Consider the following 16,018-nt stretch of genomic DNA (forward strand, 5'->3'; position numbering starts at 1 on the left):
CACGCCACGCCGGCGGGCCCCGCCGCGCCGCAGCCCGCCGTCAGCTGACGCGGCCGGCGCGGTGCCGCACGCTGCGCAGCCGCACCTCCGCCGGGAAGCGTGCCAGGCCCACCGAAGTCCGGGCGTGCTCCAGCGCCTCCGTGTGCAGCCGCTCCAGCGCGGTGGCGGGGCGCGCCTGCGGGGCGAGCAGCAGGCTCACCCGTGCCTGCGGCTTCGTACGCCGCCCGCGCAGTCTGACGCGTGCCCGCTCGACGCCCTCCAGGGACTCCGCCTCCGCGGCGAGCACGTCCTCCAGCGCCCGGCAGCGCAGCCTTGCGGCCGGTCCGTCGCCGTGGGGCGCACCGGCCGCCCCGTCGCTCTCCTCGGGCACGATCAGCACCTCCCCCAGCCTCCGGCGCCGGAGCTGAGCGAGCAGCCACCACAGCAGCAGCGCCAGCAGCACGCCCAGCCCGGCGAACACGACCGGCCACCACCAGCCCTCGTCCTGCCACCGGGCGCGGTCCGCGTCGGTGAGCAGCACATCGTCCGGGGTTGCCCATCGCCACCCGGCGCCCAGGCTGAACCCCCAGCGCTGCCGCAGATCCAGTCCGGCCACGAGCACCACCACGCCCGCAACCAGCAGCAGCGCTCCGGTCAGGCCGAGCAGCACTCGGTTCACCGTCCGCAGCACGGCGCACACCTCATCTCTTCGCCGGGCGGCGGACGTGGACGGACAGCCCCGGCTGCCGTGCCAGGCCCAGCTGCCGGATGCCGTCATCGAGCGCCGTGTCCAAGTCGCCGCGCACCTCATCCAGGTCGCGGAAGTGTGCCTGAGCCCGCGCCCTGATCCGGCGGCGGCCGACGGCGACCCGCACGGACTGGACCCCGGCGACCCGCATGGCGCGGTCCCGCAGCACCAGCGCCGCAGCGGTGCGCTCCAGTCCGGCCCGCACCCGCGGGACGTCCCGGCGCATGGCCAGCAGCCCGCGCAGTCCCGGCGTCACGGCCAGCACGATCAGCCACAGCCCCAGCAGCACGGCCGCGCCGGCTCCCACCAGCACCCAGACGTCGTCCAGGGGTCTGGTCGCCGACTCGTCCACGAGGGTGCGGCGCCAGGCCATGCCGGGACGGTCCAGCCGCACGGACACCAGGTCGAACAGCAGCAGGCCGAGGCCCGCGAGCAGCACCAGGGCCACGAGCAGGGCGGGAAGCCTGCGGCTCGACCAGAATCTGTCCGCCCGGCCGCCCTCGCCCCGGTGGCCGCCCCGGCTCTCGGCGTCGTACGCCGCAGTGGAGGCGGACTGCTCCAGACGGGTGGTGTCCGGCGGCTCCTCCCGACCACTCGGGGTGTGCTCGGCCACGTGCCCCGCCCTCTCGTCGCTCACCGGACCCTCCCGGGTGCCGTGCTGTCCAGGTGGGGCGAGTGCAGCCGGTCCACGCCGACGGCCACCTCCGGGACCTCCATGCCGACGAGCTCCGTCACCCGCGAGGCGACATGCGCGCGCACGGCGAGGCACTGCGCGGCGAGGTCCGAGGGGTAGGGAAGCGTGAGGGAAAGCTTCACCCGGGCCGAGCCGTTCCGGACCGTGACCGTGGCCTGCGGGGCCGCGCGCTTCCCGCCCGGAAGCCTGTCCGCCTCCGGACCGGTTCGCAGTGCCTCACGCGCCGCCCGCGCCGCGACCTTGGCGACCACCCGGTCCGCGATGCGCAGCCCGCCCCGCTCGCTGGGGGGCACCACGGCCACGGAGGCGGAGTCCTGCCCCGGACGCTCCTCTCGCGACGCCGCGTCCGGAACCGCCCTGCTCACCGTGTCCTGCGCCGGTCATCGCCACGCGACCTGTCGCGCGGGCGGAAGAAGTCGCCCAGTTCGAAGTCGCCCTCCAGAAACCTTCCTGCTCCGAATCCGACGGCACCCAGCGCCGCCACCAGCAGGAAGGCACCGAAACCGCCGAAGTAACCGGCGAAGCCCAGCGCCATACCTGTGATCAGACCGACCACGGCCATGCTCATCGTGCGCTCCTTCGCTTATCGGATTCCGGCCTACTGCAGGCGCGGCTTGTCCGATTCCTCTTCTTCATCTTCCTCGTCGGGGAGCCTCACGTCACCGACGGCGATGTTCACCTCGATGACTTCCAGGCCGGTCATCCGCTCGGTCGCGGCGACGACGTTCTCCCGCACGGAGCGCGCCACCTCCGAGATCGACACACCGTACTCGACAACGATTTCCAAATCGAGGGCCGTTTGGAGCTCGCCGACCTCGGCCTTGACGCCCCTGGCCGCGGCCCCGCTGCCGCCCGGCACCCGGTCGCGTACGGCCCCGAACGTACGGGCGAAACCGCTGCCCATGGCGTGCACGCCCACGACATCGCGGGCGGCCATGCCGGCGATCTTCTCGACAACGCCGTCCGCGATCGTCGTCCGCCCCCGCTCGGCCGGGGCCTCCTTGCCGCCCCTGCTGCTGAGCGTCTTCTGGCTACTCGCGCCGGCGGACTGTGCGGCGGTGGATTCCTTCTCATTGCGCTGTGCAGTGTCGGACATCGCCTTCACCTCATCTCGGGGCGGAACGGCCGGTACCGCCGCTCCACTGCCCACGTTAGATCTGCCCGCCGCCCTCCGCCTCGCACACACGGCGCCAAACGGGTGACGCTGCCGACGAGGGCGGCCCCGATCCGGGAGGGTGGGGTACGAAACCGCCGGGCAGGGCCCGGAAGAGACGGACCGAAAGAGGGAGAGGGGGCCCGCAGTGAACGCGATGGGCACCGATCCGCTGACCGAGGCGGTACGACGGCAGGTCGCTCTGGGGCGGCTGGTACCGCTCGGGGGCGCGGACGACGGAGCGTGGATCACCGAGCAGGCGGCGGCGGGAGTGCTGCGCGGCGCCGCCGCCGGGTTGGGCGGCGTACGCCCGGGGCGGTTGCGGCTCGCTCCGGCCGCTGCCGGGCCGTCGGATGCTCCCCCACACGGGGCGCCGGAGGTGCCGCCACCGCCGGGCGCCCTGCCGCACGGGCCGCTGCGGCTGTCGGCCGACTTCGAGGCCCCCGGGAACCATCCGCTGCGTCCGCTGGCGGAGCGGCTGCGGGCGGCGCTGTACACGGCGGCGACGGAGCGGCTGGGGCTGACCGTCTCGGAGGTGGACCTGCGTGTGACCGGGCTCCTGGAGGCAGTCACGGGAGCGGAGGAGCAACCGGAACTGGGACCGGAAGAGGAGCGCGAAGCAGAACCGGCAGTGGCACGAGCAGGCGAACCGGGACCGGGGCCCGGCCAGGAGGGTCCGGACCCCACAGCCGAGGCCGTGGCGCATGCGGCGCTCGGCGCTCCCGGTGTGGCCGGGCTCGCTCCGGTACTGGGCGCGCACTTGCTGCACACGTACGGCAGCGGAGACCACGCCGTGCACCTCGTCGAGATCGCCACCGCCGCGAACCACCGCGCCCTGGATGTCGCGCGCGGAGCCCGCGAGGCGGTGATCGCCGCCGTACGGGAGCCCACGGAGCCGGGCCCGGGGCCCTTCCCGGCGCGGCAAGTGGCCGTGGCCGTCCTCGTCACCGCGATCCGCCGCGCCGCACCGCCGCCCTCCGCCGCGCACCCCGCCGAGACCCGCGTGGGGAGGGAGGGGGCTCAGTCCGCGAGCCCCGCGAGGTCCCGCAGCCGACGGCCCTGAGCCGCGCGCTCGGCGACCCGCTGCTCCTCGTGCGTACGGCTGCCCGCGCCCGCCAGCAGCGCCTTCGTCTCGATCACCGCGTCGCGCGGGGCGGCGAGCAGCGCGGCGGCCAGGTCGGAGACGGTCGCCTCCAGTTCGGCGCCGGGAACGGTCAGATTGGCCAGACCGCAGCGCTCGGCCTCGGGCGCCTGTACGAAGCGGCCGGTAGCGCAGATCTCCAGGGCGCGCGCGTAGCCGACAAGCTCCACCAGCGGTTTGGTGCCCGTCAGGTCGGGGACCAGGCCCAGGCTGGTCTCGCGCATCGCGAACTGCGCGTCGTCCGCGCAGACCCGCAGATCGCACGCCAGCGCGAGCTGGAAGCCCGCACCGACCGCGTGTCCCTGCACGGCGGCGACGCTCACCACGTCATGGCGGCGCCACCAGGTGAACGCCCGCTGGTACTCCTCGATGAGCGCGTCCAGCTCCGCTTCGGAGCCCCGCGCCATCTCCAGGAAGGACGGCTCTGTGTCGAATCCCTCCGGAGTGAAGGCCCGCCGGTCGAGCCCGGCGGAGAATGACGGCCCCTCGGCGCACAGCACCACGACCCGCACGTCACCCGGCACCATCCGCCCCGCCTCGGTGAGTGCCCGCCACATCGCGGGCGTCTGGGCGTTGCGCTTTGCCGGGTTGGTCAGCGTGACGGTGGCGATTCCGCCGTCCGAGGTGAGCAGCACGCCGTCCTGGTCCAGCAGGGGCTCGGGCATGGAAGTCCTCCGGTGGTTACTCAACAGTTGACTGAAGAGTAACCACCGGTGTGGACGCCCGGGAACCCCGTCAGGACGAGGCGGACTTCTTTCCCCGCGTGGCTCCGCCTCGACCGCGCAAGGCCACTCCGGATTCGCTGAGCATCCGGTGAACGAACCCGTAGGAGCGACCGGTCTCTTCGGCCAGCGCCCGAATGCTCGCACCGGAGTCGTACTTCTTCTTGAGGTCTGCCGCGAGCTTCTCGCGTGCAGCGCCGGTCACCCGGCTGCCCTTCTTCAGAGTCTCGGCCACCCGTGCCTCCTCATGGGAAGTGCGCTCTGTGACTCTCATGATCACCCCTCCGACCGCATCTGGCCACCCATTCGGCAAGGTCCGTCCAAGTCCGTGGACGCCTCGCGCCGGATTCGGGCAGCCCCGCACGGGCACCGAGGGGCCTCGCGCGTGTGCAGGCGCGCGAGGGATCCGATGAACAAGCAGGTCAGCGGCGTATCGCGGACGATTTCCGCCCTTCTCGGCGGGTGCTCTCCCGGGCCCCGCACGGTCCGAAGCGGTCGGGCCGCGGGCCGCGCCGGGTACGAGCCCTTCTCACTCAGATGATGGATCACCCATCGGCCGAATGATCCAGCAGGGATTGATCAAGCAGGAATTCAACAAGCGGTGCGGCCGAGCGAGGGTTGCTCAGGCGAGCGCGACCAGATCGGCGTAGTCCTGCCCCCACAGGTCCTCGACGCCGTCGGGCAGCAGGATGATCCGCTCGGGCTCCAGAGCGTCCACCGCGCCCTCGTCGTGGGAGACCAGCACCACCGCACCGGTGAAGTTGTGCAGGGCGTCGAGGATCTCACCGCGGCTCGCCGGGTCAAGGTTGTTCGTCGGCTCGTCCAGCAGCAGCACGTTCGCGGAGGAGACCACCAGTGTGGCCAGCGCCAGCCGGGTCTTCTCACCGCCGGAGAGCACCGAGGCGGGCTTGTCCACGTCGTCGCCGGAGAAGAGGAAGGAGCCGAGCGTCTTGCGGATGGCGACCAGGTCCATGTCGGGGGCCGCCGTCCGCATGTTCTCCAGGACCGTACGCTCCGGGTCGAGCGTCTCGTGCTCCTGTGCGTAGTAGCCGAGCTTGAGGCCGTGGCCCGGGGTGACCATGCCGGTGTCCGGCTTCTCCACGCCGGCGAGCAGCCGGAGCAGGGTGGTCTTGCCCGCACCGTTGAGGCCCAGGATGACGACCCTGGAGCCCCTGTCGATCGCCAGCCCGACATCGGTGAAGATCTCCAGCGAGCCGTACGACTTGGAGAGCTCGTGTGCCATCAGCGGGGTCTTCCCGCACGGTGCCGGATCCGGGAAGCGCAGCTTCGCCACCTTGTCGGACCGGCGTTCGGCCTCCAGGCCGGACAGCAGCTTCTCGGCACGCCGGGCCATGTTCTGCGCGGCGACGGCCTTGGTCGCCTTGGCCCGCATCTTGTCGGCCTGCGAGTTCAGCGTGGCGGCCTTCTTCTCGGCGTTGGCGCGCTCGCGCTTGCGCCGCTTCTCGTCCGACTCACGCTGGGTGATGTACTGCTTCCAGCCCATGTTGTAGACGTCGATCTGGGAGCGGTTGGCGTCCAGATAGAAGACCTTGTTGACGACGGTCTCCACGAGGTTGATGTCGTGGGAGATCACGATGAGGCCGCCGCGGTAGGTCCGCAGGAAGTCCCGCAGCCAGACGACGGAGTCGGCGTCGAGGTGGTTCGTCGGCTCGTCCAGCAGCAGGATGTCCGCGTCCGAGAAGAGGATGCGGGCCAGCTCGACCCGGCGTCGCTGACCGCCGGAGAGCGTATGGAGCGGCTGGCCGAGCACCCGGTCGGGCAGTCCGAGACTGGCCGAGATGGTGGCGGCCTCGGCCTCGGCGGCGTATCCGCCCAGGGTGAGGAACTGCGTCTCCAGCCGCTCGTACTTCTTCATCGCACGTTCCTGGGTGGCGCCCTGTCCGTTCGCCATCCGCTCCTCGTTCTCCCGCATCTTGCGGATGACGGCGTCGAGACCGCGCGCGGAAAGGATCCGGTCGCGGGCGAGCACGTCGAGGTCGCCGGTGCGGGGGTCCTGCGGCAGATAGCCGACTTCGCCCGAACGGGTGATGGTGCCGGAGGCGGGGGTGCCTTCGCCCGCCAGGCACTTGGTGAGGGTGGTCTTCCCGGCGCCGTTTCGGCCGACGAGGCCGATGCGGTCGCCCTGCGCGATACGGAAGGAGGCGGATTCGATGAGCAGGCGGGCGCCTGCACGCAGCTCGAGGCCGGAGGCGGTGATCACGGGACTAGCTCCAGGGCAGTATGAAGGACGTGCGTACGAGGGACCGGGCGGGCGAAGACGTACGGACGTCTAATGCACAAGGAGAGAAGCCATACGGACCAGTCTAACGGCGGTGGGCAAATCGATTTCCGCCAGTGTCCGGCGGGCCCGGGACGGGAGGCGTCGGGGCAGGCCAGGGAGGCAGGGCATCGGGGCGCAGGACGCACGGCAGGAGCGCCGGGGCGCGGACACCAGGACGGGACGGACGGCGGGGACGGGACGGACGGCGGGGACGGGACGGACGGCGGGGACGGGACGGACGGCGGGGACGGGACGGACGGCGGGGACGGGACGCCGTCCAGCGGGCCCGTCCCCTCGGGCAGCGCCCTACCCGTCGCCCGTGTGCACCTGGAAGGCCGCCCGGCGCACCGCCTTGGCGAGTGCCGGGTCCGGGTGCGCGGCGGCGAGCGCGACCAGCACCTGCACCGTGCGCGGATGCCCGGTCGCCCGCACCTCCTCCAGCAGGGAGGGAACGCTGCCCTGCACTGCCGTGTCGAGGTGGTCGACCAGGAGCCGTCCCTCCCCGTGGTCCGTGACGGCGGCGGCGGTGTCCACCCACAGCCAGGTGGCCTCCTCCCTGCTGAGCACGCCGGGCGCCCCGCCCGCCAGCTCCTCGGGGTCGGCACCCTCCTGCTCGGCCAGCCAGAGCAGCGCGTACGGGCGCAGCGTCGGTTCCTCGGCGGCGGCGCGTACGTCCGGCTCGGCGGGTGCGCCGACGACGCGCAGCGCCTCGAAGGCGAGCCCGCGGATGAGGGCGTCCTCGCCGCGTGCGGCCTCCAGGAGCCCGGTGACGGCGGGGCCCGAGGTACGGGCTGCCAGCCAGGCCCGGTACTCCGCCCGCGCCGGGCCGGGGGTGAGCCGGGCGCAGCCGCGCAGCATGTCCTCGGCGGACTGCTCGATGTTCCCGGCCGGGCTCTGCGCGGCCACGCAGATCTGCTCCAGCTTGGTCCACACGGCCCAGTTCCCCAGCGGGGTGAGCACGGCCGAGCCGGTGGTCCGCGGGTCGTCGCCGTCGGAGCAGCGGGTCAGGGCACCGACAGCGGCGAGGCCGTCCAGTGCCCAGTCGAGCAGCACCGGCAGCAGCGCCGCGGGGTCGTCCTCACCGGGCGTGTCCACATCAGCCGCCGGATCGGAGCCGTCCGCTTCCGGCTCACGGTCGGTGCGCAGTTCGGTACGCAGCTCGGTGATCCGCTGGACCAGCAGGTCGAGCAGGGCGGGCAGGGTCACCGGCCCGGCGGACAGGTGCAGCAGCGAGAGCAGCTGCGGCATGGCCACCACGATCTCGCCGACCAGGACGGGGTCGGCGGCCTCGGCCGGAGCGGGGCGCGCCAGCGACCAGCCGTCGAAGAGAGCGACCCAGCCGCGCAGCACGGCGCTGTCGTCGCGCTCCCAGGCCCGCAGTCGCCAGCCGGGGCGCGCGGTGTCCCCGTGCAGCTCGATGAGCCCGGCGAGGCGGGCCCGGTCCCAGTCGGCCCGGACTCCTTCCGGGGGAAGGCGCAGCTCGGCGGCGGCCCTCTCGAAGGCCTCCGGCGTCGGTACGCCCGGGCTGGGCGGTTCGCCGGCCGCCCAGCGGGCCATGCGTACCGCGCCGCCCAGTACCGCCCGGGCCTGCCGGGCGAGTACGGCGGGCGGCGGGGTGCCTTCGGGCGGCCTTGGTCCGGACGCGTTGGGCGCGGGCCACGAGCGCTCCCGTCCGGCCGCGCTCACGGTACGGCGGGCGGCGGCGATGGGCCGTCGGGGGACAAGTCGCAGCTGGGTGTCTCGCGGTGTACGGGACGTCACAGGGGCAGTCTTCATCCTGTGAGGGGAAAACCCCAAACGGAAGCACATTCCGCTCACTTGAGCGGCATTCGGAAGCCGTTTCGTCACCCCTACCCGGGCCTCACATGGCGGGCATAACGGAACAGAAAGGGACAAGTGAAGCCTGGGAGGTAAGGGGTTCCGGAGAGGCCGGGGAGGCCGGGAGAAATTTCAGAGGAGCGGGGTCAGGAACCTGCGCACGGTTTCCTCGTACCCCGCCGGGTCGGCGTTCCACATCGCGGCGTGCGGGGCGTGCGGGACTACGTGCAGGGTGATCAGATCCGGATGCCGGGCGGCCAGCCGCCGGGAGGACTCCCAGGGCGCGACGGTGTCGTCCGGTCCGTGGAAGAGGAGGATGGGCACCGACAGCCCCGCCGGGTCCGCGAGTTCGGGCGGGGGCTCCTGTGCGTTGTCGAGCCCGATGCGCCCCTCGGCCGCCCGTACCGCCAGGGGCAGCAGCGCGTCGGGCACACCGCGGGAGGCGGCCAGCGCGCGCAGGGTGGTGCGCCGGTCCAGGACCGGCGAGTCGAGTACGAGCCCGCTGACGCGGTCGCGCAGCGTCGAGCGGGCGGCTGCGTGCAGCGCCATGGTCGCGCCGGTGGACCAGCCGTGCAGGACGAACCGCTCGGCGCCGTAGCCGAGGGCGTAGCGCATGGCCGCGTCGACGTCTCGCCATTCGCGGGCGCCGAGAGCGCCGGGGCCGTTCGCGCCGCCAGGTGTGCCGGGGTCGCCCCGGTAGGCGAGGTCGAGGACGGGCAGGTGCTGTCCGTGCAGGAAGGGCAGCACGGACATCGGCTGTTCCCGGGTGGAGCCGAGGCCGTGCACGGTGATGACCCAGGTGTCGCGCTCCCCGGGGAGGAACCACGCGGGGAGCGCGCCGGTCTCACCGGGGATCTCCACCTCGGCGTAGTCCAGGCCCAGGGCATCGCGCGGATTGCCGAGGTGGACAAGCGGAGTGAGCCGGAGCTTGGTGCCCGGGGCGAGGCTTCCGTGGGTGATGCGCTCCAGGCGGCGTACGGCGGTATCCGCCTCCGCGGCCCCCTCCGAGGTCGCCCCCGGGTTTCCGGCCGCCTCCCCCAGCACCGGGCCCACGACGACGTGGCAGCCCCGGCCGCTCAGCCCGTAGCGGCCCGGGAGCCGGGCGGTGAACGACCGGGTGAGGGCGATCCACCCCTCGGTGCCGGACGTCTCCCCGGTGCCGGAGTTGCCCTCGGAGAAGGAGTGCACGGTGAGCTGGGGGCCGGCGAAGCCCGCGGGCAGCCGCGCAGGCCCGGCGCGCGCCGGGCGCAGGGCTGCGGCAGCGGCGCCCCGCCCGGCCGCCACCGCGGCCACACCGGCACCCAGCACAGTGGTGGCGGCAACGGCCGCCCTCGTCAGCAGGCGCATGTCAACCAGTGTGGGCCCGTACGCGGATGTCGGCCAGTTCTCAGCGACGCTCGGGTGACCGGGAGGTGTCCGGCGCCGGCTCGGAGTCCGGCTGCCCGTAGTCGCGCAGCCTCGCAGCGGTGCGGTCGATCTCCTCACGGGTGAGCAGCGCGGGGGTGCGCCCGGGCACCGAGGAGGCGGTGAGCCAGACCCGGCACATCCACTCCAGCTGGGCGGTGCGGTCGTACGCCTGGCTGAGGCTGTCACCGTGGACCACGGTGCCGTGGTTGCGCAGCAGGCAACCGCTGCGCCCCTCCAGCGCCGTCATCATCCGCGCGGCCAGCTCCCCACTGCCGTACGGGGCGTACGGAGCGACCCGTATCAGGCCACCCAGGGCACCGGCCATGTAGTGGATCGCGGGGAGCTCGTCGACGAGCGTGGACACCGCGGTTGCATGCACCGCGTGGGTGTGGACGACGGCGCGGGCGTCCGAACCGGCGTACACGGCAAGGTGCATGGGCAGCTCACTGGTGGGCTGCAGCCGCCCGGCGACGGGGCGGCCCGCGAGGTCGACGGCACAGAGTTCATCCGGCCCGAGACGGTCGTAGGGGACGCCGGTCGGCGTCACGAGCACCGTGTCGCCGACCCGGACCGAGACGTTGCCCGAAGTCCCCACCACCAGGCCGTCGGTGACCGTCCTGCGCGCCGTCTCCACCAGCTCTTTCCACGCTTCCGCAAGGGTTCGTCGCATGCGCGCACACTAGCTGCGGGCCGGGCGTTTCAGGTCGGTTACCGCCTCTGACAAGACACCAGCGACGCAGTGCGAATCTGCTGTTACTCTGAGTGGTGGCACGGTCACAACACACCTCACCGAGTGACACCCTGATGCCTGCCTCAGTTCATCTTCCGTTCACTCGCGATCCTTAAGTTCACCGTGTCACTGACCTTCGAACTGATTGCCTGGGTGAATGGAACACATCACGCTTCTCATCGGGATCGTGATCGTCACGGCCTTGGTGTTCGACTTTACGAACGGCTTCCACGACACAGCCAACGCCATGGCCACCACCATCTCCACCGGGGCTCTCAAGCCCAAGACGGCGGTGGCGATGTCGGCGGTCCTCAACCTCATCGGCGCCTTCGTGTCAGTCGAGGTCGCCAAGACCATCTCCTCGGGCCTGATCAACGAAGATTCGGGCATCCAACCCGAAGTGATCTTCGCCGCGCTGGTCGGTGCCATCATCTGGAACATGCTGACCTGGCTGGCCGGGCTCCCCTCCAGCTCCTCGCACGCCCTGATGGGCGGGCTCCTCGGCGCGACCGTCGCCTCGGCGGGCTTCGGCGCCGTCAACGGCGACGTCGTGATCATGAAGGTGCTGATCCCCGCCCTCGCCGCCCCGCTGGTCGCCGGGCTGGCCTCGCTGCTCGCGACCCGGATGTCCTACCGCCTCACCCAGGGCGTCGACGAGAAGCAGACCGCGAAGGGCTTCCGCGCCGGGCAGATCACCTCCGCCGGCCTCGTCTCCCTCGCGCACGGCACCAACGACGCGCAGAAGACCATGGGTGTGATCACCCTGGCGCTGATCTCCGGTGGCGCGCTGGGCGCCGACGCCGACCCGCCGTTCTGGGTCATCGCCTCCGCGGGGATCGCCATCGCGGCCGGCACCTACCTGGGCGGCTGGCGCATCATCCGCACCATGGGCAAGGGCATCACCGACATCAAGCCGCCGCAGGGCTTCGCCGCCCAGACCAGCGCGGCGGCCACCATCCTGGCCTCCTCCCACATCGGTTTCTCGCTCTCCACCACCCATGTCTGCTCCGGCGCGGTCATGGGCTCGGGGCTGGGCCGCAAGGGCGGCGTCGTGCGCTGGTCGACCGCGGGGCGCATGTTCATCGGCTGGGGGCTGACGATTCCGGCGGCCGGACTGGTCGCGGGGCTCTCCGCGCTGCTGGCCGAGCAGGGTGACCTGGGCGTCACCGTGGTCGCGGTGGGCGCGGTCACCGCATGCGCCGCCATCTGGGTCGCCTCGCGCCGCCAGCCGGTCGACCACACGAACGTCAACGACGGGCCGGACCACACGGACCCGGAGCCCGCCGGAGTGGTCACGACGGCCATGCAGGTCGTCGCACCGCCCCCGGTCGGAAGCCGCGCCGAGGAGCCCCTGCCGCAGTCGGTGGAGAGCATTCCGCACCAGAACACCGCCGGTGCTCCGGCCGATGCGGCTGCTCCGGCTGGTGCCGCCGCAACTGCCGCCTCGGATGCCTCATCGAGTGCCCAGGCGAACAGCAACGCGTCGTCCGCCTCCTCCGCGCCGTCTGCCTCCAGCCTCTCCTGAAAGAAGCGGGAATCAAGCTATGGACATCGACTGGGCCGCTCTCGGCCAGGTCTTCGGCGTCAGCCTGGTGGCGACGGTCGGCCTGGTCGGCCTGTTCACCCTCGGGATCCTCGGAACGGCCAGCAAGGCGGACGGCACTTCCGCCGCCGCTCTGCCGCGCGTTGGGGCGTACGCCTGCTTCGCCGTATGCGCCTTGGCGGTGGCGTACGGCATCTATCTGATCGCTGCCTGACCCGGAGGGCCGCGGCGGCGCAACGCCAGCCCTGCCGCGGCTGCCAGCCGGATCACCAAGGCCCCGCTACGCCCCGCACCCGGCACGGGGGCTGCTCCACCACCGGACACGCACGCGCTGCGGCCGACCTGTCGCCGACCCCTGGGCCCTGCGACGCAGGGCTCCGGCCTTCCCTGCGGGCGATATCAAAGCCCCACTGCACAGGCCCTCATGGCCGGATCGGGACCGCTCCGCCCTGGGGCGTGTTTCGAAAGTCCCGCCTGGCCCGCGACGCCTGGCACACACGCTCGCCGCGTTGTCGGAATCGCCCGAGTAACCCACTACGAGGGCGCTCCTCCGCCTCGCGAGCACGGGGCACCAACCGCCGTGAGTTGATCCTCAAGGACCCACCGGACACGCCCTGGTGCTGACAGCCGGGCGTCCGGACTGGCCCGGTGAGCGGGCGCTGCGCGCGTGCGCGGCGGCGTGCGCGGCCCTGCGCGCGGCTCGCGCGTGTGCCTCCTCACACTCCCCCGTCGCAGGTCAAGGCCGGGTTGACGGCCGTTGGCGCGCGTGGTGAACTGCCCGTGCCATACGGCGGCAGGAGAGGAAGTCCGGTGTGAATCCGGCGCGGTCCCGCCACTGTCACCGGGGAGCGCTCCCCCAACCCAGAGTCACGGCCCCGGAAACGGGGCTGGAAGGCCGGGGGTAGCGCGGATCCGGGAGCCAGGAGACTCTTCGTCGCCGGTCACGTCGAACCAGGGCGCGGACCCTGAGTGAGGACTTACGCCATGCGTGGCTTTCCGGCCGTACGCCCTGCCCTTCTTTCCCGCCGTACGCCACCGCGCCGCCGTGGCGCGCCCGAGCCGTTCCGCCGAGGCATGACGGCGCGCTGAGCGATGCGGGCTCAATCCGCCCACGGCTGGGGAACCGCCCTGGGCTATCTCACAGATCTGGTGTTCGCCGACCCTCGGCGCGGCCATCCGGTGGCCGCCTTCGGGCTCGCGGCGGCACGGGCCGAGCGCGCCCTGTGGCGCGACGGCAGAGGCGCCGGAGCGATGCACACCGCCCTGTGCGTGGGCGGTGTCGCCGCGCTGGCGCAGACCGCGACCATGGCGGTGACCGCAGCGACAGACCCCGAGAGTCCGGCGGGGTATCCGAGGACGGCCGACGGCACCCGTCAGGCACATCCTGCCGGGCAGGTTGGGCAGGCCGCACTGAGCGCGGCGGTCACCTGGTCCGTGCTGGGCGGCAGTTCGCTGGCACGGGAGGCGCGGGCCGTCGGCGCGGCGCTCGACGCAGGAGAGCTGGACACGGCCCGCGCGCTGCTTCCCCGCCTCTGCGGCCGGGACCCGCAGGCGCTGGACGCGGACGCCCTGGCAAGAGCCGTTGTCGAATCCGTCGCCGAGAACACCTCCGACGCGGTTGTCGGCGCGCTGTTCTGGGGCGCCTTCGCGGGCGTGCCCGGCATGGCCGCCTTCCGCGCGGCGAACACGTTGGACGCGATGGTCGGCCACAAGTCCCCGCGCTACCGCCGCTTCGGCTGGGCAGCGGCCCGCCTGGACGACGTGCTGGGCTGGCCCGGCGCCCGGCTCACCGCCGCGCTCGCGGCCCTGGCCGGGCCGGACGGCGCGGGCGCGCTGCGGGCCTGGCGTGCGGACGCCCGCCACCATCCCAGCCCCAACGCGGGCCCCGTGGAGGCCGCGTTCGCGGGCGCGCTGGGCGTACGGCTGGGCGGCACGCTCGCCTACGCGGGCCGCGTCGAGCACCGGCCGCTGCTCAACCCCGGCGGCCGGGCGGTCACTCCGGCCGACATCGAGCGTGCCGTACGGCTGGCGCGACGGGTCGGCACGCTGGCCCTGGCACTGACCCTGACCACCCGCGCGGCGGCGGCCCAGGCGGCCGCCACCCGCCGCAGCGGCTCGCACCGACGAGGGGCGATCCGGTGAAGGACGCTTACGGACTGCTGGTCGCCGGGACCACCTCGGACGCGGGCAAGAGCGTGGTCACCGCGGGCATCTGCCGCTGGCTCGCCCGCAAAGGGCTCAAGGTCGCGCCGTTCAAGGCGCAGAACATGTCGCTGAACTCGTATGTCACCCGTGACGGTGCCGAGATCGGGCGGGCGCAGGCGATGCAGGCCGCTGCCGCACGCGTCGAACCGAGCGCCCTGATGAACCCGGTGCTGCTCAAGCCCGGCGGGGACCACAGCAGCCAGGTGGTGCTGATGGGCAAGCCGGTCGGCGAGTTGAGTGCCCGCGGCTACTTCGGCCCCGCAGGCCCCCACCGTCCCGACGGCTCCGACCGCTCCGACGGCCCCGACGGCCCCGGCCCGCGGCCGGAGGGCAGGCGGGCGCTGCTGGGCACGGTCACCGCCTGCCTGGAGGAGCTGCGGGCAACCCACGACGCGGTCATCTGCGAGGGCGCCGGAAGCCCGGCCGAGATCAACCTGCGGCGCGGCGACATCGTGAACATGGGTCTGGCGCGGGCAGCCAGGCTGCCGGTCGTCGTCGTCGGCGACATCGACCGCGGGGGTGTCTTCGCCTCCCTCTTCGGCACCACCGCGCTGCTGGCCGAGGAGGACCAGGCGCTGGTCGCCGGGTACCTCGTCAACAAGTTCCGGGGCGATGTCAGCCTGCTGGAGCCGGGGCTGGAGATGCTGCGGCAGCTCACCGGACGGCAGTCGCTGGGCGTCCTGCCGTACGCGCAGGGGCTGGGCATCGACGAGGAGGACGGCCTCCGGCTGTCGCTGCGCGGCGCGGTGCCCCAGAGCGGCTCCGTCGCGGCGCCGCATGGCGCTGATGTGCTCCGGGTCGCCGTGCTGCCGGTGCCGCTGATGTCGAACTTCACCGATGTGGACGCGCTGGCCGCCGAGCCGGGCGTCTCCGTGCGGTTCACCGACCGCCCCGAGGAGCTGGCGGACGCCGATCTCGTGGTGGCGCCTGGTACCCGGGGCACCGTCGGGGCGCTCGCCTGGCTGCGCGAGCGCGGGCTGGCACAGGCGTTGGAGCGGCGGGCCGCCGAGGGGCGCCCGGTGCTGGGCATCTGCGGCGGCTTCCAACTGCTGGGCGAGCGGATCGAGGACGAGGTGGAGTCCCGCGCGGGCGTCGTGCGGGGGCTCGGTCTGCTGCCGGTGCGGGTGCGGTTCGAGAAGGCGAAGACGCTGGCCCGGCCGGTGGGCGAGGCGCTGGGCGAACGGGTCGAGGGTTACGAGATCCACCACGGCGTCGCCGAAGTCCTGGGCGGTGAAAGCTTCCTGCGCGACGGGCGGGGCGCAGCGCTGGACGGCTGCCGGGCAGGAGCCGTCTGGGGCACCCACTGGCACGGCTCGCTGGAGAGCGACGGCTTCCGGAGGGCGTTCCTGAGCCGGGTGGCGCGGGACGCCGGGCGTGACTTCACTCCCGCGCCGGACACCCGTTTCGCCGTGCTGCGGGAGGAGCAGCTGGACCGGCTCGGGGATCTGATCGAACAGCACGCCGACACGGACGCGCTGCTGCGGCTGATCGAGCACGGCGCTCCGGCCGGACTGCCGTTCGTCCCGCCGGGAGCACCGTGATCTCCGGCCGCACGCACCGCTCGCACCCCACACACCGCGCACACCGCGCACACCGC

16 protein-coding genes and 1 riboswitch are annotated in these 16,018 nt (G+C 73.0%); of the genes, 5 read left to right on the top strand and 11 right to left on the bottom strand.

Annotated features, from left to right (window positions below):
- Positions 1-40: 40 nt before the first annotated feature.
- Genes LHJ74_RS28400 through LHJ74_RS28420 form a run of 5 tightly spaced genes read right to left on the bottom strand, consistent with a single transcriptional unit; the run spans position 41 to position 2,517 of the window.
- The gene (locus tag LHJ74_RS28400) at positions 41-679 is read right to left on the bottom strand and encodes an alkaline shock response membrane anchor protein AmaP (RefSeq protein WP_260221072.1); all 639 of its coding nucleotides are present in this window, start codon (positions 677-679) and stop codon (positions 41-43) included.
- Position 680: 1 nt separating this feature from the next.
- Complete coding sequence (locus tag LHJ74_RS28405; RefSeq protein WP_375546856.1) at positions 681-1,364, bottom strand: DUF6286 domain-containing protein; 684 nt, start codon at positions 1,362-1,364, stop codon at positions 681-683.
- Complete coding sequence (locus tag LHJ74_RS28410; protein WP_260221073.1) at positions 1,361-1,723, bottom strand: Asp23/Gls24 family envelope stress response protein; 363 nt, start codon at positions 1,721-1,723, stop codon at positions 1,361-1,363. Before LHJ74_RS28410 ends, LHJ74_RS28405 begins: the two co-directional genes overlap by 4 nt.
- Before the next feature lie 59 nt (positions 1,724-1,782).
- Entirely contained in the window at positions 1,783-1,989 is a 207-nt protein-coding gene (locus tag LHJ74_RS28415) for a hypothetical protein (protein WP_260221074.1), read from the bottom strand.
- 30 nt (positions 1,990-2,019) lie between these two features.
- Positions 2,020-2,517, bottom strand: coding sequence for an Asp23/Gls24 family envelope stress response protein (locus tag LHJ74_RS28420; RefSeq protein WP_260221075.1), 498 nt, complete (start codon positions 2,515-2,517; stop codon positions 2,020-2,022).
- A gap of 214 nt (positions 2,518-2,731) precedes the next feature.
- On the opposite strand from LHJ74_RS28420, the gene LHJ74_RS28425 reads away from it, so the two are divergent.
- Positions 2,732-3,637: a hypothetical protein gene (locus tag LHJ74_RS28425; RefSeq protein WP_260221199.1), complete on the top strand. Its 906-nt coding sequence runs from the start codon at positions 2,732-2,734 to the stop codon at positions 3,635-3,637.
- On the opposite strand, the gene LHJ74_RS28430 is transcribed toward LHJ74_RS28425, so the two are convergent.
- From LHJ74_RS28430 to LHJ74_RS28455, 6 genes are all read right to left on the bottom strand, one after another.
- A complete protein-coding gene (locus tag LHJ74_RS28430) occupies positions 3,595-4,380 on the bottom strand; it encodes an enoyl-CoA hydratase/isomerase family protein (protein WP_260221076.1) in 786 nt (261 codons plus the stop codon). The genes LHJ74_RS28425 and LHJ74_RS28430 overlap by 43 nt on opposite strands.
- A 70-nt stretch (positions 4,381-4,450) precedes the next feature.
- On the bottom strand, positions 4,451-4,672 hold the full coding sequence (locus LHJ74_RS28435) for a helix-turn-helix domain-containing protein (protein ID WP_260221077.1): 222 nt from the start codon (positions 4,670-4,672) through the stop codon (positions 4,451-4,453).
- A gap of 387 nt (positions 4,673-5,059) precedes the next feature.
- Complete coding sequence (gene abc-f, locus LHJ74_RS28440; protein ID WP_260221078.1) at positions 5,060-6,658, bottom strand: ribosomal protection-like ABC-F family protein; 1,599 nt, start codon at positions 6,656-6,658, stop codon at positions 5,060-5,062.
- 366 nt (positions 6,659-7,024) lie between these two features.
- Positions 7,025-8,479, bottom strand: a complete 1,455-nt coding sequence (locus LHJ74_RS28445) for a hypothetical protein (protein ID WP_260221079.1) — start codon at positions 8,477-8,479, stop codon at positions 7,025-7,027.
- Positions 8,480-8,668: 189 nt separating this feature from the next.
- Positions 8,669-9,883: an alpha/beta hydrolase gene (locus LHJ74_RS28450; RefSeq protein WP_260221080.1), complete on the bottom strand. Its 1,215-nt coding sequence runs from the start codon at positions 9,881-9,883 to the stop codon at positions 8,669-8,671.
- 40 nt (positions 9,884-9,923) lie between these two features.
- Positions 9,924-10,613 (bottom strand): class II aldolase/adducin family protein, encoded by a 690-nt coding sequence (locus tag LHJ74_RS28455; protein WP_260221081.1) that lies wholly within the window; start codon positions 10,611-10,613, stop codon positions 9,924-9,926.
- A 217-nt stretch (positions 10,614-10,830) separates the two neighbouring features.
- Here LHJ74_RS28455 and LHJ74_RS28460 point away from each other — a divergent pair, with 217 nt between their 5' ends.
- The 4 genes from LHJ74_RS28460 (at position 10,831) to LHJ74_RS28475 (ending at position 15,962) form a co-directional block, all read left to right on the top strand.
- Positions 10,831-12,198, top strand: a complete 1,368-nt coding sequence (locus LHJ74_RS28460) for an inorganic phosphate transporter (RefSeq protein WP_260221082.1) — start codon at positions 10,831-10,833, stop codon at positions 12,196-12,198.
- A gap of 19 nt (positions 12,199-12,217) precedes the next feature.
- A complete protein-coding gene (locus LHJ74_RS28465) occupies positions 12,218-12,430 on the top strand; it encodes a hypothetical protein (RefSeq protein WP_260221083.1) in 213 nt (70 codons plus the stop codon).
- A 539-nt stretch (positions 12,431-12,969) separates the two neighbouring features.
- A riboswitch (cobalamin riboswitch) is annotated at positions 12,970-13,166 on the top strand.
- Between the two features lie 142 nt (positions 13,167-13,308).
- A complete protein-coding gene (locus LHJ74_RS28470) occupies positions 13,309-14,358 on the top strand; it encodes a cobalamin biosynthesis protein (RefSeq protein WP_260221084.1) in 1,050 nt (349 codons plus the stop codon).
- The gene (locus LHJ74_RS28475) at positions 14,355-15,962 is read left to right on the top strand and encodes a cobyric acid synthase (protein ID WP_260221085.1); all 1,608 of its coding nucleotides are present in this window, start codon (positions 14,355-14,357) and stop codon (positions 15,960-15,962) included. Before LHJ74_RS28470 ends, LHJ74_RS28475 begins: the two co-directional genes overlap by 4 nt.
- Positions 15,963-16,018: the final 56 nt, after the last annotated feature.

The organism is Streptomyces gossypii, from assembly GCF_025165795.1.
GTDB lineage: Bacteria > Actinomycetota > Actinomycetes > Streptomycetales > Streptomycetaceae > Streptomyces > Streptomyces gossypii.

Coding starts and splice junctions, on each gene's coding strand:
- LHJ74_RS28460 (WP_260221082.1), top strand. CDS start 10,831: ATGGAACACATCACGCTTCTCATCGGGATCGTGATCGTCACGGCCTTG.
- LHJ74_RS28430 (WP_260221076.1), bottom strand. CDS start 4,380: ATGCCCGAGCCCCTGCTGGACCAGGACGGCGTGCTGCTCACCTCGGAC.
- LHJ74_RS28415 (WP_260221074.1), bottom strand. CDS start 1,989: ATGAGCATGGCCGTGGTCGGTCTGATCACAGGTATGGCGCTGGGCTTC.
- LHJ74_RS28425 (WP_260221199.1), top strand. CDS start 2,732: ATGGGCACCGATCCGCTGACCGAGGCGGTACGACGGCAGGTCGCTCTG.
- LHJ74_RS28465 (WP_260221083.1), top strand. CDS start 12,218: ATGGACATCGACTGGGCCGCTCTCGGCCAGGTCTTCGGCGTCAGCCTG.
- LHJ74_RS28470 (WP_260221084.1), top strand. CDS start 13,309: ATGCGGGCTCAATCCGCCCACGGCTGGGGAACCGCCCTGGGCTATCTC.
- LHJ74_RS28420 (WP_260221075.1), bottom strand. CDS start 2,517: ATGTCCGACACTGCACAGCGCAATGAGAAGGAATCCACCGCCGCACAG.
- LHJ74_RS28450 (WP_260221080.1), bottom strand. CDS start 9,883: ATGCGCCTGCTGACGAGGGCGGCCGTTGCCGCCACCACTGTGCTGGGT.
- LHJ74_RS28455 (WP_260221081.1), bottom strand. CDS start 10,613: ATGCGACGAACCCTTGCGGAAGCGTGGAAAGAGCTGGTGGAGACGGCG.